Source organism: Romboutsia timonensis, assembly GCF_900106845.1.
Classification (GTDB): Bacteria; Bacillota; Clostridia; order Peptostreptococcales; family Peptostreptococcaceae; genus Romboutsia; species Romboutsia timonensis.
On sequence record NZ_LT629850.1, the window covers coordinates 1,020,453 to 1,042,644 of the forward strand.

Sequence of the window (22,192 nt, forward strand, 5' to 3'; positions counted from 1 at the left end):
CTAAGGTTAATATGAGAAAATTAATATATTATGTTAGTTAATATATTAATTATAAAAAATAAAGAATGACAAATAAGTAGTTAATTATTATATATATTTATTTTTTATTACAATATAAATAAAAAGGGATAAAAAAACTTAGTGTCTAATATATAAAAAAAAGGTAAATAAATATCGGAGGGGGATTATGACTATAAACAAAAAGAAAAGGGGTTACTTGAGTTTTATTTTAAGTTTAAGTTTAAGTATAGGGATTACAGGTTGTACAAAGATAACTACAAAGAATAATGTTAAAGAAGAGGTAAAAGTCAAAGAAGTAGAGGAGGAAAAAGTTTTAGCTTCAGTTAAAACATCATACATAGAAGATGACATATTGTCATATAAAACAACACTTGAGTTTGAGCATGATAATGAAATAGTATTTCAAAATAAATATTCAGATATGGAAGGTATATTTACATTTAGAGGAAATTCACTTAGAAACTCACCTTCTTTTGGATATGCAGATTTAAATTATAAAGAGCTTGAAATTTTATGGGAATTTAGGACAGCATCTAGTTCTTGGGGGGGAGGAGCTGGATGGACTGGCCAACCAGCTATAGTTAAGTGGCCAAAAGAATTGAGAGAAAGCATGAATATATATGATGAATTTAAAGGTAAAGAAGATTTTACAGAAGTTATATATGGAAGTCTTGATGGAAATATATATTTTTTAGAGTTAAACTCTGGTAAGACTACAAGAGATAAAATAAAGGTTGGAAATCCTATTAAAGGAAGTTTAAGTATTGACCCTAGAGGAATTCCACTATTATATGTTGGAGAGGGAATAAATGAAAGTGGAGTAGTTGGATTTAATATATATAGTTTAATCGATGGATGTAAGTTATATGAACTAAATGGAAGTGATAAATATGCAAGTAGAGGGTGGCCAGCATTTGATTCATCAGCTATTGTAAATACAGCTACTGATAGTGTAGTAGTTGGAGGAGAAAATGGACTGTTATATAATATTAAGCTAAATACAAATTATGATAAAAATAATAATACTATAAGTATAGATCCAAAGATAAATAGATATAATTTTTCATCATCTTTTAGTAGGGGAAGGATAGGAATAGAAAATTCAGTGGCTACATATGCAAATTTAGCTTATTTTGCAGATAATGGTGGAGTTATTCAATGCGTTGATTTGAATAATTTAAAACCAGTATGGTCTATAAATGGATTTGATGATATTGATGCAACTCTTACTATTGATATTGAAAATGATAAACCTTATGTATACTGTGGTAATGAAGTTGATCATCAAGGAACAAGAGGAGTTAGTAAAATAAAGAAAATAGATGGACTTACAGGTGAAGTAATTTGGGAAAAAGAGTTTGAATGTGAATCATTAATTGGTAAGAGTGCAGTTAATGGAGGACTTATGGCAACAAATGTAGTAGGAAAAAATAATATAGATAATATGGCCATATTTTCCTTAGCTAGATACAATGGATGTAACAAAGGTGGCATGTTTGCTTTAAATAAGGAAAATGGAGAAATAATATGGGAGAAATTATTTGATAACTATATGTGGTCATCTCCTGTTGATATTTACGATAAGGATGGAAATGGATATATTATTCAAGGTGATAGTGCTGGATACTTACATTTAATAGATGGCAAAGAAGGGAATATAAAAAGTAGTGTATTATTAAATGGAAACATTGAAAGTTCACCTGCGGTTTTTAACAATGTATTAGTAGTTGCAACTAGAAATGGAACTATATATGGAGTTAAAGTAAAGTAATATATTATAATTAAAACATAAACTTAAATTATTAGATTTATAAATTTATTGAAGAACTTGTAAATAAATAGTATTATAATGATGCAGCCGTATTAAAATTATGTAACCTTAGATGAAAAATTAGCAGAGAATAGATTTTTACAGTTGTTAAAATATAAGAATGGACAACAATTATATGATAAGAAAAATAAAAATACAAAAGCCTAAAATGCCAATTAGTTTAAATAATTGTGATGATGCAATAAATGAAATATTAGATTATGAAAAATTAGAAGAAGCTTTAATAGAAAATACTACAATAGATGGAATTGAAAATTTATCTGTAAGNTAGTGTAGTAGTTGGAGGAGAAAATGGACTGTTATATAATATTAAGCTAAATACAAATTATGATAAAAATAATAATACTATAAGTATAGATCCAAAGATAAATAGATATAATTTTTCATCATCTTTTAGTAGGGGAAGGATAGGAATAGAAAATTCAGTGGCTACATATGCAAATTTAGCTTATTTTGCAGATAATGGTGGAGTTATTCAATGCGTTGATTTGAATAATTTAAAACCAGTATGGTCTATAAATGGATTTGATGATATTGATGCAACTCTTACTATTGATATTGAAAATGATAAACCTTATGTATACTGTGGTAATGAAGTTGATCATCAAGGAACAAGAGGAGTTAGTAAAATAAAGAAAATAGATGGACTTACAGGTGAAGTAATTTGGGAAAAAGAGTTTGAATGTGAATCATTAATTGGTAAGAGTGCAGTTAATGGAGGACTTATGGCAACAAATGTAGTAGGAAAAAATAATATAGATAATATGGCCATATTTTCCTTAGCTAGATACAATGGATGTAACAAAGGTGGCATGTTTGCTTTAAATAAGGAAAATGGAGAAATAATATGGGAGAAATTATTTGATAACTATATGTGGTCATCTCCTGTTGATATTTACGATAAGGATGGAAATGGATATATTATTCAAGGTGATAGTGCTGGATACTTACATTTAATAGATGGCAAAGAAGGGAATATAAAAAGTAGTGTATTATTAAATGGAAACATTGAAAGTTCACCTGCGGTTTTTAACAATGTATTAGTAGTTGCAACTAGAAATGGAACTATATATGGAGTTAAAGTAAAGTAATATATTATAATTAAAACATAAACTTAAATTATTAGATTTATAAATTTATTGAAGAACTTGTAAATAAATAGTATTATAATGATGCAGCCGTATTAAAATTATGTAACCTTAGATGAAAAATTAGCAGAGAATAGATTTTTACAGTTGTTAAAATATAAGAATGGACAACAATTATATGATAAGAAAAATAAAAATACAAAAGCCTAAAATGCCAATTAGTTTAAATAATTGTGATGATGCAATAAATGAAATATTAGATTATGAAAAATTAGAAGAAGCTTTAATAGAAAATACTACAATAGATGGAATTGAAAATTTATCTGTAAGTTTAAATTCATGTATATTTAAAAATGTAGTCTTTGAATATTGTGATTTTAGAAGAATAGATATGACAGATATTATATTTGAAAACTGTGACTTGTCAAATATAAACTTTCCATATAGTAGCTTATATAGAGTAGAGTTTATAAATTGTAAATTAACAGGATGTAATTTTAATGATTCTACTTTAAAAAGTGTAGTATTTAAAAACTGTTTAGGAAGATACTCAAATTTTGCTTTTTCAAAGTTCTCAGGTGTAAGTATTGAAAATTCAGATTTTAGTTTTGCAGTTTTCCAAGAGATAAAAAATGAAACGCTATTATTAGATTCTAATAATTTAACTAAATCAGTATTTACTGGAACATCTTTAAATAATGTAGATTTTACAAATAGTGATATAGATGGCATAGAAGTAAGATTAAAAGATGTTTATGGAGGAACTTTTTCAGCAAATCAGGCACTAGATTTAAGTAAACTAATGGGGATTAGTATTAAATAATTTTAAGTACTTTTAAAATGTGATTTAAGTAAATTGAAAAAATTTATTTTTAAGCATATTTAATATAACTTATAAGCAAAATATATAAGACTAATCTTAAAGGAGAGTTAAGTTATATGAAAAAAGTATTTTCTATTATTTTATTATTAATGATTATATTTACTTCAAGTAATACAGCAACAGCACTTCAGCCACTTAATTATACAAATATATTTCCACAAGGACAGTATTTAGTAAGTGAAAAAAATGGAAAGCTAAAGCCAGGTAAGTATGAATTTTCATTAATCACTCCTAATGTTGTGTCTTATGTTTATATTATCGATAAAAATAATATTGAGAGATTTTCTAAGAGATTTAATTCTGAAGAGGTTGAAAGTAAAGGAAAAGAGAATGTTTCTTTATTGACAGTAGGAAATTTACTAGAAGGAGATACTATAATTATTTATGGAAAAGGAGAAATGTATTTTAATCTTATAGAAAATTAAAATCAAACGAAGAGATAGAGTTAGAATATATCTTAAACTAAATTAATTTTAAAAGTATATAATTATAAATTAAAATAATGAATCGTGTTAAAAATAAGCTACTTAATTAGAGTAGCTTATTTTTGTGATATAATTAAATTAAGGAAAATTTAAAAATTAAGGGGCGATTAAATGGGGATTTATTTAGATAATGCAGCAACATCATATCCAAAACCTAATCAAGTAGCAAAATCTATATATGAATTTATGATAAATAACGGGACTAGTTCAGGAAGAGGGTCCTATAAAATGGCAATGAAATCAGATTTTTTAGTATATGAAACAAGAAAATTAATAGGGGAATTATTTAATTTTAAAAATCCTAAAAATGTAATATTTACATCAAATATTACAGAATCTATAAACTTAGCACTAAGAGGAATTCTTAAAGAGCATGACCATGTAGTTACAAGCAGCTTAGAGCATAATGCAGTTTGGAGATGTTTAAAAACATTAGAAAAAGAAAGAAATATAGAAATAACTAAGGTAAGAGCAGATGAATATGGGTATACAAATCCAATTGATGTTAGATATAGCATAAAAGAAAATACAAAGCTTATAGTATTTACTCATGCATCAAATGTATTAGGAACTATACAACCCATTAAGGAAATAGGAGAAATAGCAACTAAAAATAATATATTATTTTTAGTTGATACAGCTCAAACAGCAGGAGTTTTAGATATAAATATAAAAGAAAATAATATAGACTTACTAGCATTTACAGGACATAAAAGTTTATTTGGTCCTATGGGAACAGGGGGGCTTATAGTAAATTGTGATTATGATATAAATCCACTTAAAGTAGGCGGAACAGGTGGAGATTCAAAATATGAATATCAGCCTAATTATTATCCTAATAAACTAGAATCAGGAACTTTAAATGTAAGTGGTATAGTAGGACTGAGAGAAGCTATAAAATTTATAAATAGTGAAACCATAGAAAAAATACATAAGAAAGAAAAAGAGTTAACTTCCTATGCGCTAAAAAGGTTAAAAGAAGTAAAAAATATCAAAATTTACGGTCCACAAAATGAAAATGATATTGTTGGAGTTATATCTTTTAATATAGGTAATATAAATGCAGAAAAAGTAGTTTATAATCTTGATATTAAACATAATATAATGCTAAGAGCAGGTCTTCATTGTTCTCCAAATGCACATGAACTTATAGGAACAAAAGATATAGGGACAGTAAGAGTAGGTATTGGATACTTTAATGAATTTAATGATATAGATAAGTTAGTTTATGCATTAAATGATATACAAAATAGTTAAGGGGGAATTAGTTTGTATTTAGAAAGTATTGATTTAAGTTTTATTCAACCATGTACAACAGATTCAAAAAGAATAAGAATAATGTCTAATTTAAATAAAAATATAAGTGATATATTCCCTTATTTAAACTCATATATAAAAACAGGAATATATAATAAAAAAGCAAATACTTTTGTGTTTAATAAGGAGCAGATAATTATAACTATATTTGAAGATAGCATAAATGTTGCAAAACTATTAAATGAAACAGAAGCATTTGAAGTTTTGGACTATTTAAAGGATTTAATAAATGAGGTAGATAAAAATAGAGATAAAATAACTCCTAACTATGAAATTAGAAAGCTTCCAAGTCCAATAGAGATTTATACATATTTACCAAAATTAAATTGTAAAAAATGTGGATGTGAAACTTGTTTAGCTTTTGCTACAAAATTTGTAAAAGGTGAGACTAGTATAAATAAATGTATTCATTTAAAAGAAGAAGGAAATGAAAGAAAGTTAGAAAAGTTAAAAACTTATGAAGAACTTGGAATTAATGTTATAGCTTAAATAATATACTCAATGTTAAATATAATGCGTAATACTATATAAATAGAGGAATGAATTTTCATATTTCATTCCTCTATTTTGTTATTAGTTTATATACAAAGGACTTATGATTTATCTTATTTATAGATATATTAAAACTTAAATTTTTAAACTCTAAAAAGGATTATTTGCTAAGTAAGGTATAAACGAAAGAGTAATATAAAAAAGTGGAGAAATTATAAATTGTCAACATTATAAATCAAATAATAGAAAATTACTCTAAAAAATTCAAAAAAGCTAAATGATAGATGCGAAAATAAATGACTTAGCATATAATAAATAGAATTTATATAATATGCTAAAATGGAGGAGATATATATTAATACTTTAAGCCTTTGTATGATTGTCAAAAATGAAGAGGATGTAATTGGACGTTGCTTAGAATGTGTAAGTGATATATTTGATGAAATAATAGTTGTTGATACAGGTTCAGAAGATAAAACAAGAGATATTGTAAAAAAATATACTAAAAATTTATATTATTTTAAGTGGATAGAGGATTTTGCAGCAGCAAGAAATTATGCATTTTCTAAAGCTACAAAAGACTATATTATGTGGTTAGATGCAGATGATATAATTTTAGATAAAGATAAAGAAAAAATAAAAGAACTAAAAATGAACATGGATAAATCTATAGATATGGTAATGATGAAATATAATACATCATTTGATAGTGACGGAAATGTTACTTTTTCATATTATAGAGAACGTATCTTTAAAAGAAGTAAAAAATTTAGATGGATAGGGGAAATTCATGAGGTAATACCTTTAGAAGGAAATATAATATACTCTGATGCGGCAATATCTCATAAAAAGTTAAAGAATAATGATCCCAAAAGAAATTTAAGAATATTTGAAAATATGATAGCTAATGGAAAAGAGTTAGATCCAAGACAACAATTTTACTATGCAAGAGAACTTTATTATAATAAAAGATATGAAGATGCAATAAATACTTTCAATAATTTCTTAGATTCAGGTAAAGGATGGGTAGAAAACTGTATAAATGCATGCCAGGATTTATCGTATTGTTATTATGCTATTAGTGAGAGTAAAAAAGCACTTAATGCTTGTTTTAGAAGTTTTGAATTTGATGAACCAAGAGCTGAAATATGCTGTGATATAGGAAAATATTTTTTAGATAGAGAACAATATAATCAAGCTATATTCTGGTATGAATTAGCGTTAACTAGAAAAATAAATGAATCTTCAGGTGGATTTATATTATTAGATTGTTATAACTTTATTCCATATATACAACTTTGTTTATGCTATTTTAGAATTGGAGATATAAAAAAATCAAAAGAGTATAATGATAAAGCAGCTTCTATAAAGCCAAATGATCCTGCTGTTATATATAATAATGAATATTTTGATAGTATAGAAAAATAGCTAATAGGATTAAGAATTTTACTTAATCCTATTAGCTATTTATTTTATATAAGGTGTAAGGAAAACCGACAGTGTTAAATTAAGCTAAAACTTCATTTTGTTCATCATTAACCATATTCTTAATCCATTTAAATGATTTAAATCTTCTCATCATAAGTAAAAGTTTTATAATTTCTTCAACTGTAGCGAACATAACTACAAAATATACAGGTAACTTAAGAACAAAAGTAGCAAAAGCAGCTAGTGGTATACCTATTAACCATAAAGTAAGTCCTTGTAATATAGAACCATAAGTAGTATCTCCACCACCTCTTAATATACCAACTATCATAACAGCATTATAAACTTTAAACACCATAACAAGTGCATAAATATATAAGATATACTGTGCTGCCATTTTAACTTCAGCTGATACATTAAAGAATGAAACTATAGGCTTAGCTAAAAGTGCAAGTACTATAGCAAGTACTATAGAAATTTTGACCGATAGTGATGATATCTTTTTAGAAGCTGAGATTGCCTCATCCTCTCTATTTGCACCTATTTCATTACCTATTATAACAACACCAGCATTAGCAAGACCAAACGCAACTATCATAAATAAATTCATTATAGTAGAACATATTTGAATAGATGCAGCAGCACTAGTACCTATGCTTGCATATATTGCAGTGTAAGTTATATTACCAAATGCCCAGCAAGACTCATTTAAAAATATAGGTAAAGTAACTTTATTAAGTGTTTCAGATAATGATTTAGATAATTCTAACATATCTTTAAATCTTAGTTTTAATACATCAACTTTAAGATAAACTGCACCAACAACTATTATAAATTCAACTATTCTAGCTATTAAAGTAGCAAGAGCTGCACCTTTTATGCCCATCTTAGGAGCACCAAATAAACCAAATATTAATATAGCATTTAAAACTCCATTAACTATAAGTCCGATAAAGCTTCCCCACATAGGAAGTTTAGTATTACCTATACTTCTAAGACCAGAAGCAAAAGTAAATGTAATTGAAGTAAATAAATAACTGATTACAACTATTTTTAAATAATCAATACCGATATTAATAACAGCAGGGTCATTACTAAATATTGACATTATTTTGCCTGGTAGTGAAAGTCCTAAAATCATAAATCCAAGAGTTAAAATTATATTATAAAATAATGATCTAGATAAAGTCCTTTTTATATTAAGGGTATCCTTCTTACCCCATAGTTGAGCTATTAAAACTCCAGAACCTATTGGTATAGAATTGGCAAGAAGTGAATATAAGAAATAATATTGGTTTGCTATACCTACTGATGCAAGTTCTAATTCTCCAACTTTACCTATCATCATGGTATCAAGCATGTTAAGTGATGATGTTATTAGGTTTTGGATTACTATTGGCAGAGCTATTATAAATAATCGCCTGTAAAAATCCTTGTCTTTTTTGTAGTTTGATAATGTGTTAGTTATCATTTAGTACCTCCTTAAGAAAAAATTTAAATTATAATAAAAAACACCCACTTGTAGGTTTTTTAAGTGGGTGTTCAACACTTGTATAAGATAAGCTTATACAGGAATATTTAGTTTAAATTATAATTTATGATAATTATTTTTTATAAAATCTATAACATTATATTATTAATAATTAAATAAGTCAATAATAAATATTGTAATTATTCAAAAGTTCAATTATAAAAGTTAACTTTATAAATGTAATATAGTAAAAATGTTCTGTAAATAATAAGTTATATATAAATAAAAAGGAGATTACATATGGAAAATAAATTTACAACAAGAACAGCTTTAATACTTGGAGAAGATGGAATTAAGAAACTTCAAAATTCTCATGTATTAGTTATTGGAGTTGGTGGTGTAGGTAGCTTTTTTGCAGAAGCATTAGTAAGAGCAGGTGTAGGAAATATAACCATAGTAGATTATGCAAAAGTAGAAGTAACAGATATAAACAGACAATTACCAGGACTTACTTCTACTTTAGGAAAAGATAAAGTAGAAGTAGTAAAAGAAAGATTATTAGATATAAATAATAACTTAAATATAAATGCAATAAAAGCAACATTTAATCATGAAACTAGTGATGAAATATTTAATAATAAATATGACTATGTAGCTGATGCAATAGATATGGTCTCATCAAAAATACATTTAGTACAAGAATGTATAAAAAGAAATATACCAATAATAAGCTCTATGGGAATGGGAAACAAATTGGATCCTACAAAAATAGAAGTAAGCGATATATAAAAAACTCATACATGCCCACTAGCAAAAGTGATTAGAAAAGAATTAAGAGATAGAAATATAGAACATTTAAAAGTAGTATTTTCAACTGAGCATCCATTAGAAGTTAAAGAAAAAATAACTAATGGACATAGAATACTCCCGGGAAGCATATCATTTATATCATCCTCTGGAGGACTTACTATTGCAGCTGAAATAGTAAAAGATATATTAAATATAAATCTATAGAATAAACTTTATAGATAAAATAGGTTCTATAATGAAATAAAATGTAGATTTACCATGGTGGACAGGTTACNACTATCATAAATAAATTCATTATAGTAGAACATATTTGAATAGATGCAGCAGCACTAGTACCTATGCTTGCATATATTGCAGTGTAAGTTATATTACCAAATGCCCAGCAAGACTCATTTAAAAATATAGGTAAAGTAACTTTATTAAGTGTTTCAGATAATGATTTAGATAATTCTAACATATCTTTAAATCTTAGTTTTAATACATCAACTTTAAGATAAACTGCACCAACAACTATTATAAATTCAACTATTCTAGCTATTAAAGTAGCAAGAGCTGCACCTTTTATGCCCATCTTAGGAGCACCAAATAAACCAAATATTAATATAGCATTTAAAACTCCATTAACTATAAGTCCGATAAAGCTTCCCCACATAGGAAGTTTAGTATTACCTATACTTCTAAGACCAGAAGCAAAAGTAAATGTAATTGAAGTAAATAAATAACTGATTACAACTATTTTTAAATAATCAATACCGATATTAATAACAGCAGGGTCATTACTAAATATTGACATTATTTTGCCTGGTAGTGAAAGTCCTAAAATCATAAATCCAAGAGTTAAAATTATATTATAAAATAATGATCTAGATAAAGTCCTTTTTATATTAAGGGTATCCTTCTTACCCCATAGTTGAGCTATTAAAACTCCAGAACCTATTGGTATAGAATTGGCAAGAAGTGAATATAAGAAATAATATTGGTTTGCTATACCTACTGATGCAAGTTCTAATTCTCCAACTTTACCTATCATCATGGTATCAAGCATGTTAAGTGATGATGTTATTAGGTTTTGGATTACTATTGGCAGAGCTATTATAAATAATCGCCTGTAAAAATCCTTGTCTTTTTTGTAGTTTGATAATGTGTTAGTTATCATTTAGTACCTCCTTAAGAAAAAATTTAAATTATAATAAAAAACACCCACTTGTAGGTTTTTTAAGTGGGTGTTCAACACTTGTATAAGATAAGCTTATACAGGAATATTTAGTTTAAATTATAATTTATGATAATTATTTTTTATAAAATCTATAACATTATATTATTAATAATTAAATAAGTCAATAATAAATATTGTAATTATTCAAAAGTTCAATTATAAAAGTTAACTTTATAAATGTAATATAGTAAAAATGTTCTGTAAATAATAAGTTATATATAAATAAAAAGGAGATTACATATGGAAAATAAATTTACAACAAGAACAGCTTTAATACTTGGAGAAGATGGAATTAAGAAACTTCAAAATTCTCATGTATTAGTTATTGGAGTTGGTGGTGTAGGTAGCTTTTTTGCAGAAGCATTAGTAAGAGCAGGTGTAGGAAATATAACCATAGTAGATTATGCAAAAGTAGAAGTAACAGATATAAACAGACAATTACCAGGACTTACTTCTACTTTAGGAAAAGATAAAGTAGAAGTAGTAAAAGAAAGATTATTAGATATAAATAATAACTTAAATATAAATGCAATAAAAGCAACATTTAATCATGAAACTAGTGATGAAATATTTAATAATAAATATGACTATGTAGCTGATGCAATAGATATGGTCTCATCAAAAATACATTTAGTACAAGAATGTATAAAAAGAAATATACCAATAATAAGCTCTATGGGAATGGGAAACAAATTGGATCCTACAAAAATAGAAGTAAGCGATATATAAAAAACTCATACATGCCCACTAGCAAAAGTGATTAGAAAAGAATTAAGAGATAGAAATATAGAACATTTAAAAGTAGTATTTTCAACTGAGCATCCATTAGAAGTTAAAGAAAAAATAACTAATGGACATAGAATACTCCCGGGAAGCATATCATTTATATCATCCTCTGGAGGACTTACTATTGCAGCTGAAATAGTAAAAGATATATTAAATATAAATCTATAGAATAAACTTTATAGATAAAATAGGTTCTATAATGAAATAAAATGTAGATTTACCATGGTGGACAGGTTACTTAATGAAAATGAATTTTTCAATTAAATAGTACCTGTGAATATGATATAATTTAAGAGAAGAGAGTTTAATTGTGGATAATGGGGGACTGTAATATGTTTTTAGAGAACAAAAAGGATTTATATGAAAATAACGAGGTAGATCCAATAGAAATTTATAAATATTTACCTAAGTTAGATTGTAAAAAGTGTGGATATCAAAGCTGCTTGTCTTTTGCTACAATGCTAGTAAAAGATGAAGTTAATATAAATAGATGTGTACATCTTAAAGAAAAAGGAAATGAATATAATTTTAAAAAAGTTAAAAGTTATGTAAAAATATTTTAGGAGATATAAAAATTAATGAAAAAATAGTGAGTAAATTTTATATACTCACTATTTCTTTATAGATTAGAATTTTTACTTACAGTAGCTTTAAATGTATAATGACAACGAGGACAAGTTAACTCAATATCCATAGAATTATAGCAACCAGTTGTACCATAACCAGTATATACATTACTAATTTTAATTTCTCCAACTGAAGAATCGTTTACAATATTTTCGTTAGTTGGTATATTATTAATAGAAATAAATTCACCACAATGAGCGCAAGTTAATTGGTATTTGTTACTATTTTCCATATATTTTACTCCTTTTATTAAGATAATACTTCCTAAGAGGTATAATTTTTTAGAAATCACATAAATTGTTCTTATATATATGTTTTCACAATTTATTATATGGAAGTATATAAAATAAATACATAATTTAACATTTTATATTGAAATTTAATGTATATTTAATATCTTAAATTTCAATAAACAAAAAATAAATGCTATAATAACATAATAGTACATGATAGGTAATATAATTAAGAGTGGAGAGTTACAAATATAAAATACTAGCAGATTTATTAAATAAAGAGAATAATGCTCAAATTGGTAAAGAATTGATGCTAGAAGTGCCTAAAAAAGATAGGATAATTTAAATCAAATTGCTAAGGTCAAAAAATCAGTCTTAGCAGTATAGGGGGTATTTTATGAGAGATGGACATATCCATTCACCTTATTGTCCGCATGGAAGTAGTGACAGATTTGAACAGTATATAAAAAAAGCAATAGAAGTTGGAGTTATGGTAATGACTTTTACCGAACATTTTCCTCTTCCTAAAAATTTCAAGGATCCTTCACCAGAAAATAATAGTGCAATGAGTGAAGATCATTTATTAGCTTATTTTAATGAATTAAAAGAGCTTAAGGAAAAATATAAGCATAGTATTAAGATAAATATAGGTGTTGAAGTTGACTACATAGAAGGATATGAAAAAGAGATAAAAGAAATGTTGGATAAGTATGGTGAATATATAGATGATTCTATATTATCTGTGCATATGATAAAAATAAATGATGAATATCATTTAATAGACTATAGTCCAGAAAAGTTTGGCGAGTTAGTTGATTTATTAGGCTCAATAGAAAACGTTTACTATAAATACTATGATACTGTTAAAATGGCTGTAAATAGTGACTTAGGAAGATATAAGCCAAGAAGAATAGGCCATTTAAATTTAGTTAGAAAGTATAATAAAATTTATCCATATGACTATAGTGGTAATGAAAAGTTAGAAGAGATAGTAAGGATTGTGAAATCTAAAGATTATGAATTAGATTTTAATGTATCGGGATATAGAAAGCCATATTGCAATGAGGCTTATATTGATGGTTATTTATTAAAACTTGTTAGAGATTATAATGTTAAAACTATTTTAGGTTCAGACTCTCACACACATGATACTGTTGGGTATAAAATGAAAGAATATAACAGATTAATGGAAGAACTGCAATTTTAATTATGGCTATGCACCTATATGTTTATGTTAAAACTTAAATTATAAAATAACTAAAGGTAAGTATGCTAAATTGTTAAATTGGTGATTCAATTACAATCGATGAAGATAAAGCTGGCAACTATTAGGTATAGAAGATATATAAATGATATAAAATAAAGGAGTTTTTTTTAAGATAACTCCTTTATTTTATATTTAGTTTTTCTTATATATCAAAGTATACTGTAGATAATAATACAAATTTTAATATATTAAGTGGTAATTTATAGATTTACTTACTATAATAACTTACAGCTCACAAAAATAAATGAATCTTAACAAAACTCAATTAATATTCTTTTATGATTTCATTCATTAGCTCAGGGTAATCTGAAAATACACCATCTACATTATAGTTAATCATTTTTCTCATTATTATAGGTGTATTTACAGTGTATACAAATACTTTTAGTCCATTTTCATGTGCAAGGTCTACTATTTCTTTAGTAACTAAATCTCTAGAAATATTTATACTATAAACACCTAATTTCTTAGCATGTTCAACAACATTAGCTTCAGGTGCATAGTCTTTTTCATGGTCATAAAGAGCACCGTATTTTAAGTTATTATTTAATTCTTTAAATATCTTTATACACTTGTGATTAAAGCTTGATATTAAGACTTTTTCTTCAAAGTTATATTCTTTGATTAAATCAATTACATCTTGTTCTAAATCATAGTGGATTAAATCTGTTTTAGCTTCTATATTTAATATTATATCTGTATTTTTTATAAGTTCAAATACTTCTCTTAGTGTAGGAATTTTACAGTTTAAATTTTCGATAAACTCAAATTTTCTACAATTAAACTTTTTAAGCTCAGATAAAGTATAGTCCATTACAAGACCTTTCCCTTTAAATGTTCTTTGAATATCTTCGTCGTGGATTACGACTAAATGTCCATCTTTTGATTTGTGAACATCAAGTTCAATACCATAAACATCAAGAGCTAAAGCTTTATCAAAAGCTAAAATAGTGTTTTCTGGATAGTCACCACTAGCACCTCTATGGGCAAAAACTTTCATTAATTATACCTCCTCAATTTAATAGCTCTCTTCAAGTATTCATTATATTATATAATAAAATATATAGTGATAGTATATAATTATTGTAAATGTATTTTCTAAAAGTAAGATACACTACTTTAATCTTTTATATAAAGTATATAGAACCATATGTACTGTTTCGCTACGTATGGGTTTATATTAAAAAAAAGTTAAAGTTACTATATGTTAGGTTAAAATACTTTCTATTTTATTAGAATATCTTCTTAATGGTAAATTTTAAATTTTATACCAAGTTATTTAGTAATTATATGTATTAATAGTTAAATAAGAGCTATTAATTTGTTAGGATGTAAATATAAAATAAATATTTTAATATGTTATAATAGAATATAGTTTAATTATAATAAGCGAGGTAAAGATGTATATAGACTTTCATAATCATATAGACTTTTATAAAGATGAGGAAATAGATAGTGTAATAAATTGTATAAATTTAAATAAGATAATGACAATAGCATGTTCAATGGATGAAGAAAGTTATTTAAATAACATAGAAATTTCTAAAAAAAGTGATTATATAGTGCCTATATTTGGTATACATCCATGGAGAGTAAAAAATAATATAGAATTAGATAAGTTTGAAGACTATATAAAAAATACTCCATTAATAGGAGAAATAGGACTAGATTTTCATTGGGTAGAAGAAAAATATACATATCCGTATCAAATAAAAGTATTTGAATACTTCTTACAGTGTGCAAAAAAATATAATAAATATATAAATGTACATACTAAAGGCTGTGAAGAATTAATCCTAAACTTACTTAAAAAATATAATGTATCACCTCAAACTATAATACATTGGTACTCTGGGGATAAAGATACACTAAAAAAATTAATAGATGCAAAATGCTATTTTACAGCAAGTGTTGATTTAGGATATATAAAGCACTCTAAAGATATAATAAAAGAAATACCAGTAAATAAATTACTTGCAGAAACTGATGGTCCAACAGCTCTTCAGTGGGTAAATGGGGTTTACGGCATGCCTGATGAAATAAAAAATGTATATGAAAATATATGTACAATAAATAAATTAGATATTGAAGAATTTAAATTAAATTCTCAAACTATTATGACAAATATTATGAAAAATAAATAAATTTGTAAAAAATTAGTTGATATTAAAAAAATATCTGATACAATCATAGTATAAAACATAATATGCAGGGGAGCTAGCTTGCTGAGAGGAGATAATATATCTCGACCCTTAACCTGATTTGGATAATGCCAACGTAGGGAAATTATTAATTATATTGTTAATTTATATATAATTATAATAAAGGAGCTATCTCTATATTTTAGAATTTTCAGAATTCTATTTAGAGACAAGCTCCTTTATTTATTATAAAGCTAATAAAATAATACACTGAGTCTAAAATAAGATATATTCTTATTTATATAAAAATAAAAAAGATAGGAGGAAAAATATGATAATAGCAGATATTGCAGTAGCACCATTAAGACCTTACAAAGGTGAAGAGGAAATGTATAAAGTAGTAGATGCATGTATAGAAATAATACAAAATAGTGGATTAAATTATGAAATAGGTGCTATGAGTACAACAGTAGAAGGGGAATTTGATGAGGTATTTGAAATAATAAAAAAAGCACATAAACTACCTTTTGAACTGGGATGTGAAAGAGTTATAACAACTGTTAGGATAGACGAAAAGTTCGGAGGGTTAACAATAAATGACAAACTTAAAAATCACAGACAAGTTTAAAGACTCTCTTTATCCAATATTAACTTTTCTAGCTATAATAATAGTTTGGCAGGCTGTTGTTGAAATTAAAGATATTCCACAATATATACTTCCAACACCAATAGATATAATAAAAGTATTTATAACTGATTATCAAAACTTATTTGATAATACATTGGTAACGTTGTATGAAACTATTTTAGGATTTATATTAGCTTTATTAGTTGCACTTACATTAGGAATTATCATGGATTTTGTAAGTGTAATAAGAAAGTGCTTATATCCTATATTAGTTGTTTCTCAAACTATACCAACAATAACTATAGCACCACTTTTAATTATTTGGTTTGGTTTTGAAGCATTACCTAAAATTTTAATGGTTGCATTAACTTGCTTTTTCCCAATACTTATAAGTTTTGTGGATGGATTAGAAAATATAGATAAAGATTATTTAAACTTATTTAAAACTATGAAAAGTAGCAAACTACAAACTTTTATACACTTAAAATTACCAATGTCAATTGATAAACTATTTTCGGGGATTAAAATATCAGTTACATATATGGTAGTTGCAGCAACAGTTGCAGAGTGGTTAGGAGGAACTAAGGGACTAGGGGTATATATGGTAAGAGCAAAAAGTGCATATGCACTAGATAAGGTATTTGCATCTACTATAATAGTCGTTGTACTTAGCTTAATATTTGTAGGACTTGTTAACATAGCTAAAAAAATAATTATAAAACATAAATAAGGAGAATGAGATGAAATTAAAAAAAATTGTATCATTAGGGTTAATAAGTACACTTAGTTTAAGTATACTTTCAGGATGTTCTAAAAAAGAGGATAAAAGTAGTGAAGGTTTACAAGATGTAACTATGGTGCTAGATTGGACACCAAATACTAACCATACAGGATTATATGTTGCACTTGAAAATGGATATTTTAAAGATGAAGGATTAAATGTAAAAATAGTACAGCCTTCAGAAGGAGGGGCTGCAACACTAGTTGCAACAGGAAAAGCTGATTTTGGTATTAGTTATCAAGAAGAGGTTACATACGCTAAAACAAGTGAAGATCCACTTCCAATAAAAGCAGTAGCAACAGTAATACAACATAATACTTCAGGTTTTGCATCACCTAAATCTAAAAATATAACTTCACCTAAAGATTTTGAAGGAAAAACTTACGGTGGTTGGGGATCACCATCAGAGGATGCTATACTTGATGCAGTTATGAAAAAGGAAAATAAAGACTTTTCAAAATTAAAAGTATTAGATGTTGGAGAAGATGATTTCTTTACAGCAGTGAATAAAAATGTAGATATGATGTGGATATTTGAAGGATGGACAGGAATAGAAGCTAAACAAAGGGGAGTAGACTTAAACTATATACAACTTAGAGATTTAGATAAAAGGTTAGATTATTATACTCCAGTTATAATATCTAATGAAAAGTTATTAAATGAAAATCCAGAGTTAGCTAAGAAGTTTTTAAATGCAACATCTAAAGGATATAATTATGCTGTTGAAAATCCAGAAGAAGCAGCAAAGATATTAGTTAAACACGCACCAGAAATAGATGAAAATTTAGCAATAGAAAGTCAAAAATACTTAGCTAAAGAATATATATCTGATGCTAAATATTGGGGAGAAATGAAGGATAGTGTATGGAACAATTATACACAATTCTTAAAGGAATATAATTTAATAGAAAAGGATTTAAAAGCAAGTGATGCATATACAAATGAATTCTTACCACAATAAAGAAAAATTAATTTTAAGTAATGTTAGTAAAAGTTATAATAATACGTTAGTTTTAGAAGATATAAATATAAAAGTAAATGAAGGGGAATTAGTAACAATATTAGGCCCAAGTGGAAGTGGTAAAAGTACTATATTTAACATAATCACAAATCTTACTCAAAAGGATAATGGCAATGTTTATATAGATGGTAAAATAAGTTATATGCAACAAAAAGATTTATTATTACCATACAAAACTATTATAGATAATGTAAGTTTACCTTTAATATTAAATAAAGAAAATAAGAAAAATGCACAAGAAATTGTTAGACCATATTTTAAAGAATTTGGGCTTGAAGGTTATGAAGATAAATATCCAAGTGAACTTTCAGGTGGTATGAAGCAAAGGGCTAATTTTTTAAGAACATTTATAAATAGCAATGACTTAATGTTACTTGATGAACCTTTTGGAGCACTTGATTCTATAACAAAAACTAACATGCAAAAATGGCTACTTAATGTTAGAGAAAAGTTTAATTCAACTATAATTCTTATAACGCATGATATAGAAGAAGCTATAACTTTATCTGATAGAATATACTTAATATCACAAAAGCCATCTAGTATAAAGGCTGAGTTTATTTTAGAAGATAAACATAAATATGAATTTGGAAGCAGTGATTATATAAAATTAAAAAAGGATATAATAAGTTTATTGTAATCTAGTGTAAATTAAATGATAGGGATGTTTAAAGTACTTATTTAAGTATTTTAAACATCCCTATTTTGTTATATAAAATAAATATTTATTTAATATATTGGTAAGTTTACAATAATAAAATTATACAACGTTTGAAAGGTAAAAATATATATGATTAATATTTTTACTTAGATCATGTATATTTAATAAGTAACTATTAAGTTGTGGAGCTAATAGCTAAATACTTACTAGTAATAAACTATTAATTAGATAAATTAGTATATCTTAAATTAATAAAATGTTAAAGTTAGCATATTATAGGCAAAGTTGTTAAACATATTACTAATAAAAAAATATAAAAGAGGTATATTATGTTTAAAAGAAGACTAACAAGTTTTTTAACAATAATATTAATAAGTAGCACATTAGTAATAAATTCACAGGAAAATAAACTAGATAATCTTATATTAGGAGGACGTTGTTTAGAAGAACCTAAGATAGAGGAAGATATTAAGGTAGATAATGAAGATGATGTATATAGTTTAGAAAGATTTTTTAGACCATCAAATATGTCTATATTAAATACTAAAAGAAATTTAATAAGTATTGATGATTATGGTAAAAATCCATCTGATATTAAGCTTAACAAAGAATTATTAAAAACTCCTAAAGATACTATAATAAATTATTTTAGTATACTAAGAGAAGCTGCAAATCCTATGGATAATACACAAACAGGATGTGGCTCATTAGGTGATACTAAAGGACCATATCCTTTAGCTTATAATTTTTTATCTAAATCATATAAAGAGAAGGTATCGTATAAAGAATACTTTAAGTCTTTTGAAAATCAATTGCATATAAACTTGATTAAGTTAAATGAAGTTCCACCAGATAAAAATAGACCTAATGACATAAAGTATTTTGTAGAGTTAGAAGTTATAGAAGGAACAGATAAACCAAAAGGTGTATTTGCATATTATTATGGATATATTTATTTGGAAAAAGAAGATAGAGTATATAAAATAAAAGATATGATGTATGCACCCGAAAATTATTTATGTGCTCCATATCATGGATGGTCATGGGATGCAAAATCTCTTGTTGAAATTGAATATGGTGGATGGTGCTCATTAGTAGATGGAGAAGTTACTGTAAAAGATGATGGTTATGAAAGAAAAGCATATTTTAAAGATAAAGATAAAAATGAGTACTATGTGCTTTTTTACCAATTAACTAATGGCGTAGATATAAAAATAGCAGATTATAAAAAAAATAAAGATGGAAAATGGGAACTTATATATATTAATCCTGAAAAGTGCTTAGAAAATAAAAACAATCTATAAGTAACTTATGTATAGGACATATTTAAATAACATATATATTAACATAATTAGATATGAATTATATAAAGAAAGCGTATATAAAAAATATATAGGAGATACAAAATATGAAAGTAAAAATACCATCACCTAAAAGTGAATTTGTAAAAAAAGCTTTCGTTATTTTAGTAACAGGAATATTACCTTTTTCATTAATAGTTAATAAGCAAAATGAGGATTCATCTAAATAAAAGATTATTAGAAACTATTTTATAAGAATCACTATGATATTATTCATAGTGATTCTTTAGTTTGTTAGTATAATTAAATTTAAAATATAAAAAATAAAATAAAGTATATAAACTAAGGAGGAAATTATATGAAAAAAGTTTTTGCAATATTAGCTATTATGGTTGTACTAATAGCAGGATGTACTTCAACAAATTCAGCAGAAGAGATGATAGGTATAAGAGGAGATATAACCTCTATATACATAGATAATGAAGGTTCAACTATAAATGTAGAAGGAAAAAAAGATGAGGACACTAAATATTCAAAGGCAATATTAAATATAAATAAAGACACTGTAATTCAAAATAAAACTAATGATAAACTTTATAATATAAATGACTTAGAACTAGGAATGACAGTAGAAGTTATATTTAACAAAGGTGTTATGGAAAGTGATCCAGTACAAGGAACAGCTAAGGTTATTAAAGTCATTAATGAATAGAAATTCTAAAAAGTCCTAAATAGGGCTTTTTTACGTTTACATAAATTTGAAAATATAACACCTATAAAAATCATAATAAAATAAAATCATAAAATTATAATTAATAGTAATTAGTTAAACATATTATGTATTAGTAATAAATAATATAAAAACAAGATAACTTATTAAATGTATAAGATTTTAAGGGAGTGTGGGTAATGGAATATATCGAGGGTTTTGCTAATAACAAAGGAGTAAATATATACTACATAGATAATGGAGTAAAAGATTCAAAGAAAACACCGCTATTAATATGCCCAGGATTATCCGAATGTGCAAAGGATTATATAAAACTTATAAATAAAATAACTGATAGAAGGTGTGTAGCATTATCTTTTAGAGGAAGGGGGATAAGTGACTCTCCAAATACTGGATATGCATTAGAAAATCATATAGAAGATATAAAGGTAGTAATAAAACAATTGGATTTAAAAGAGTTTTGTATTTTAGGTATATCAAGAGGAGTATCTTATGAATTAGGTTATTCAGTCTTAAATCCAGATACACTTAAAGGAATTATAATAAGTGAATATCCACCACAGCATAAGGAGATGTCTAGAGGATGGGCAGAAGAATCTATAGAAATTTATAATTGCCACTGTGATTCTGTTTCTATAAGTGATGAAGTATTAAAAAAGATAGAAGAGGAATCAGAGCAAGTTGATTTTAGAGAGGACTTGAAAAAAATTACTTGTCCATCTCTTATATTAAAAGGTAAGTTAGAAAATAGTTTATTAAGCAATGAAGATATAGTAGATTATATAAATAATCTAAGTAGTCAAAGTATACTTATTAAAAGGTTTGATAATGTAGGTCATAATATACAAAGTGAAGAGTTTGAACAATTAGCAAGATCAGTTGAGGAATTTTTAATATCTATAGATTAGATAAAAGTTTTAATAAATTTAAAGGTCTATAATCAATTACAGTATAAAGTTTAGTACTCTTTAAGT

General features: G+C 25.7%; 26 protein-coding genes and 1 riboswitch. Of the genes, 22 read left to right on the forward strand and 4 right to left on the reverse strand.

Annotated elements, in window-relative coordinates; genetic code table 11:
• The first annotated feature begins 187 nt into the window (after positions 1 to 187).
• From BN7997_RS07390 to BN7997_RS07420, 7 genes are all read left to right on the forward strand, one after another.
• A complete protein-coding gene (locus BN7997_RS07390) occupies positions 188 to 1,792 on the forward strand; it encodes a PQQ-binding-like beta-propeller repeat protein (RefSeq protein ID WP_071120187.1) in 1,605 nt (534 codons plus the stop codon).
• 485 nt (positions 1,793 to 2,277) lie between these two features.
• Positions 2,278 to 2,943 (forward strand): PQQ-binding-like beta-propeller repeat protein, encoded by a 666-nt coding sequence (locus tag BN7997_RS07395; protein ID WP_071120188.1) that lies wholly within the window; start codon positions 2,278 to 2,280, stop codon positions 2,941 to 2,943.
• A 175-nt stretch (positions 2,944 to 3,118) separates the two neighbouring features.
• Positions 3,119 to 3,763, forward strand: coding sequence for a pentapeptide repeat-containing protein (locus tag BN7997_RS07400; RefSeq protein WP_071120189.1), 645 nt, complete (start codon positions 3,119 to 3,121; stop codon positions 3,761 to 3,763).
• A 116-nt stretch (positions 3,764 to 3,879) separates the two neighbouring features.
• Positions 3,880 to 4,248, forward strand: a complete 369-nt coding sequence (locus tag BN7997_RS07405) for a hypothetical protein (protein ID WP_071120190.1) — start codon at positions 3,880 to 3,882, stop codon at positions 4,246 to 4,248.
• Between the two features lie 171 nt (positions 4,249 to 4,419).
• Positions 4,420 to 5,565: an aminotransferase class V-fold PLP-dependent enzyme gene (locus BN7997_RS07410; RefSeq protein WP_071120191.1), complete on the forward strand. Its 1,146-nt coding sequence runs from the start codon at positions 4,420 to 4,422 to the stop codon at positions 5,563 to 5,565.
• 12 nt (positions 5,566 to 5,577) lie between these two features.
• A complete protein-coding gene (locus BN7997_RS07415) occupies positions 5,578 to 6,114 on the forward strand; it encodes a (Fe-S)-binding protein (RefSeq protein ID WP_071120192.1) in 537 nt (178 codons plus the stop codon).
• A gap of 342 nt (positions 6,115 to 6,456) precedes the next feature.
• Positions 6,457 to 7,545 carry a tetratricopeptide repeat-containing glycosyltransferase family 2 protein gene (locus tag BN7997_RS07420; protein WP_074010963.1) on the forward strand — a complete coding sequence of 363 codons (1,089 nt, stop codon included), beginning with the start codon at positions 6,457 to 6,459 and terminating at the stop codon, positions 7,543 to 7,545.
• A gap of 79 nt (positions 7,546 to 7,624) precedes the next feature.
• On the opposite strand, the gene BN7997_RS07425 is transcribed toward BN7997_RS07420, so the two are convergent.
• Positions 7,625 to 9,016, reverse strand: coding sequence for an MATE family efflux transporter (locus tag BN7997_RS07425; RefSeq protein ID WP_071120194.1), 1,392 nt, complete (start codon positions 9,014 to 9,016; stop codon positions 7,625 to 7,627).
• Between the two features lie 300 nt (positions 9,017 to 9,316).
• On the opposite strand from BN7997_RS07425, the gene BN7997_RS07430 reads away from it, so the two are divergent.
• Both BN7997_RS07430 and BN7997_RS16300 read left to right on the forward strand, forming a co-directional pair.
• Positions 9,317 to 9,805, forward strand: coding sequence for a tRNA threonylcarbamoyladenosine dehydratase (locus BN7997_RS07430; RefSeq protein WP_330385869.1), 489 nt, complete (start codon positions 9,317 to 9,319; stop codon positions 9,803 to 9,805).
• Positions 9,806 to 9,832: 27 nt separating this feature from the next.
• Positions 9,833 to 10,030, forward strand: coding sequence for a hypothetical protein (locus tag BN7997_RS16300; protein ID WP_330385870.1), 198 nt, complete (start codon positions 9,833 to 9,835; stop codon positions 10,028 to 10,030).
• Between the two features lie 49 nt (positions 10,031 to 10,079).
• Here the strand turns inward: BN7997_RS16300 and BN7997_RS07435 are convergent, their stop codons facing one another.
• Positions 10,080 to 10,982, reverse strand: coding sequence for an MATE family efflux transporter (locus BN7997_RS07435; RefSeq protein WP_071120195.1), 903 nt, complete (start codon positions 10,980 to 10,982; stop codon positions 10,080 to 10,082).
• Positions 10,983 to 11,282: 300 nt separating this feature from the next.
• Between BN7997_RS07435 and BN7997_RS07440 the strand changes: the two genes are divergently transcribed.
• The 3 genes from BN7997_RS07440 (at position 11,283) to BN7997_RS07445 (ending at position 12,391) form a co-directional block, all read left to right on the forward strand.
• Positions 11,283 to 11,771, forward strand: coding sequence for a tRNA threonylcarbamoyladenosine dehydratase (locus BN7997_RS07440; protein WP_330385869.1), 489 nt, complete (start codon positions 11,283 to 11,285; stop codon positions 11,769 to 11,771).
• Positions 11,772 to 11,798: 27 nt separating this feature from the next.
• A complete protein-coding gene (locus tag BN7997_RS16305; RefSeq protein WP_330385870.1) occupies positions 11,799 to 11,996 on the forward strand; it encodes a hypothetical protein in 198 nt (65 codons plus the stop codon).
• Between the two features lie 164 nt (positions 11,997 to 12,160).
• Positions 12,161 to 12,391: a (Fe-S)-binding protein gene (locus BN7997_RS07445; protein ID WP_071120196.1), complete on the forward strand. Its 231-nt coding sequence runs from the start codon at positions 12,161 to 12,163 to the stop codon at positions 12,389 to 12,391.
• A gap of 56 nt (positions 12,392 to 12,447) precedes the next feature.
• Here the strand turns inward: BN7997_RS07445 and BN7997_RS07450 are convergent, their stop codons facing one another.
• Complete coding sequence (locus BN7997_RS07450) at positions 12,448 to 12,687, reverse strand: hypothetical protein (protein WP_071120197.1); 240 nt, start codon at positions 12,685 to 12,687, stop codon at positions 12,448 to 12,450.
• Positions 12,688 to 13,085: 398 nt separating this feature from the next.
• Between BN7997_RS07450 and hisJ the strand changes: the two genes are divergently transcribed.
• Positions 13,086 to 13,895: a histidinol-phosphatase HisJ gene (gene hisJ, locus BN7997_RS07455; RefSeq protein ID WP_071120198.1), complete on the forward strand. Its 810-nt coding sequence runs from the start codon at positions 13,086 to 13,088 to the stop codon at positions 13,893 to 13,895.
• 325 nt (positions 13,896 to 14,220) lie between these two features.
• Here the strand turns inward: hisJ and BN7997_RS07460 are convergent, their stop codons facing one another.
• Positions 14,221 to 14,955 carry a glycerophosphodiester phosphodiesterase gene (locus BN7997_RS07460; RefSeq protein WP_071120199.1) on the reverse strand — a complete coding sequence of 245 codons (735 nt, stop codon included), beginning with the start codon at positions 14,953 to 14,955 and terminating at the stop codon, positions 14,221 to 14,223.
• A 400-nt stretch (positions 14,956 to 15,355) separates the two neighbouring features.
• Here BN7997_RS07460 and BN7997_RS07465 point away from each other — a divergent pair, with 400 nt between their 5' ends.
• From BN7997_RS07465 to BN7997_RS07500, 9 genes are all read left to right on the forward strand, one after another.
• Positions 15,356 to 16,099: a TatD family hydrolase gene (locus BN7997_RS07465; protein WP_071120200.1), complete on the forward strand. Its 744-nt coding sequence runs from the start codon at positions 15,356 to 15,358 to the stop codon at positions 16,097 to 16,099.
• A 56-nt stretch (positions 16,100 to 16,155) separates the two neighbouring features.
• Positions 16,156 to 16,256, forward strand: a riboswitch (TPP riboswitch).
• 171 nt (positions 16,257 to 16,427) lie between these two features.
• On the forward strand, positions 16,428 to 16,724 hold the full coding sequence (locus tag BN7997_RS07470; protein WP_071120201.1) for an MTH1187 family thiamine-binding protein: 297 nt from the start codon (positions 16,428 to 16,430) through the stop codon (positions 16,722 to 16,724).
• On the forward strand, positions 16,693 to 17,454 hold the full coding sequence (locus BN7997_RS07475) for an ABC transporter permease (protein ID WP_071120202.1): 762 nt from the start codon (positions 16,693 to 16,695) through the stop codon (positions 17,452 to 17,454). The genes BN7997_RS07470 and BN7997_RS07475 overlap by 32 nt, the downstream gene beginning before the upstream one ends.
• A gap of 10 nt (positions 17,455 to 17,464) precedes the next feature.
• Complete coding sequence (locus BN7997_RS07480; RefSeq protein WP_071120203.1) at positions 17,465 to 18,466, forward strand: ABC transporter substrate-binding protein; 1,002 nt, start codon at positions 17,465 to 17,467, stop codon at positions 18,464 to 18,466.
• Positions 18,447 to 19,166 carry an ABC transporter ATP-binding protein gene (locus BN7997_RS07485; protein ID WP_071120204.1) on the forward strand — a complete coding sequence of 240 codons (720 nt, stop codon included), beginning with the start codon at positions 18,447 to 18,449 and terminating at the stop codon, positions 19,164 to 19,166. The genes BN7997_RS07480 and BN7997_RS07485 overlap by 20 nt, the downstream gene beginning before the upstream one ends.
• Before the next feature lie 350 nt (positions 19,167 to 19,516).
• Positions 19,517 to 20,491 carry a hypothetical protein gene (locus BN7997_RS07490; RefSeq protein WP_071120205.1) on the forward strand — a complete coding sequence of 325 codons (975 nt, stop codon included), beginning with the start codon at positions 19,517 to 19,519 and terminating at the stop codon, positions 20,489 to 20,491.
• Between the two features lie 104 nt (positions 20,492 to 20,595).
• Positions 20,596 to 20,718: a hypothetical protein gene (locus BN7997_RS16215; protein WP_278335244.1), complete on the forward strand. Its 123-nt coding sequence runs from the start codon at positions 20,596 to 20,598 to the stop codon at positions 20,716 to 20,718.
• A gap of 128 nt (positions 20,719 to 20,846) precedes the next feature.
• Positions 20,847 to 21,200, forward strand: a complete 354-nt coding sequence (locus tag BN7997_RS07495; RefSeq protein ID WP_071120206.1) for a DUF3221 domain-containing protein — start codon at positions 20,847 to 20,849, stop codon at positions 21,198 to 21,200.
• Between the two features lie 197 nt (positions 21,201 to 21,397).
• The gene (locus BN7997_RS07500) at positions 21,398 to 22,126 is read left to right on the forward strand and encodes an alpha/beta fold hydrolase (RefSeq protein WP_071120207.1); all 729 of its coding nucleotides are present in this window, start codon (positions 21,398 to 21,400) and stop codon (positions 22,124 to 22,126) included.
• Positions 22,127 to 22,192: the final 66 nt, after the last annotated feature.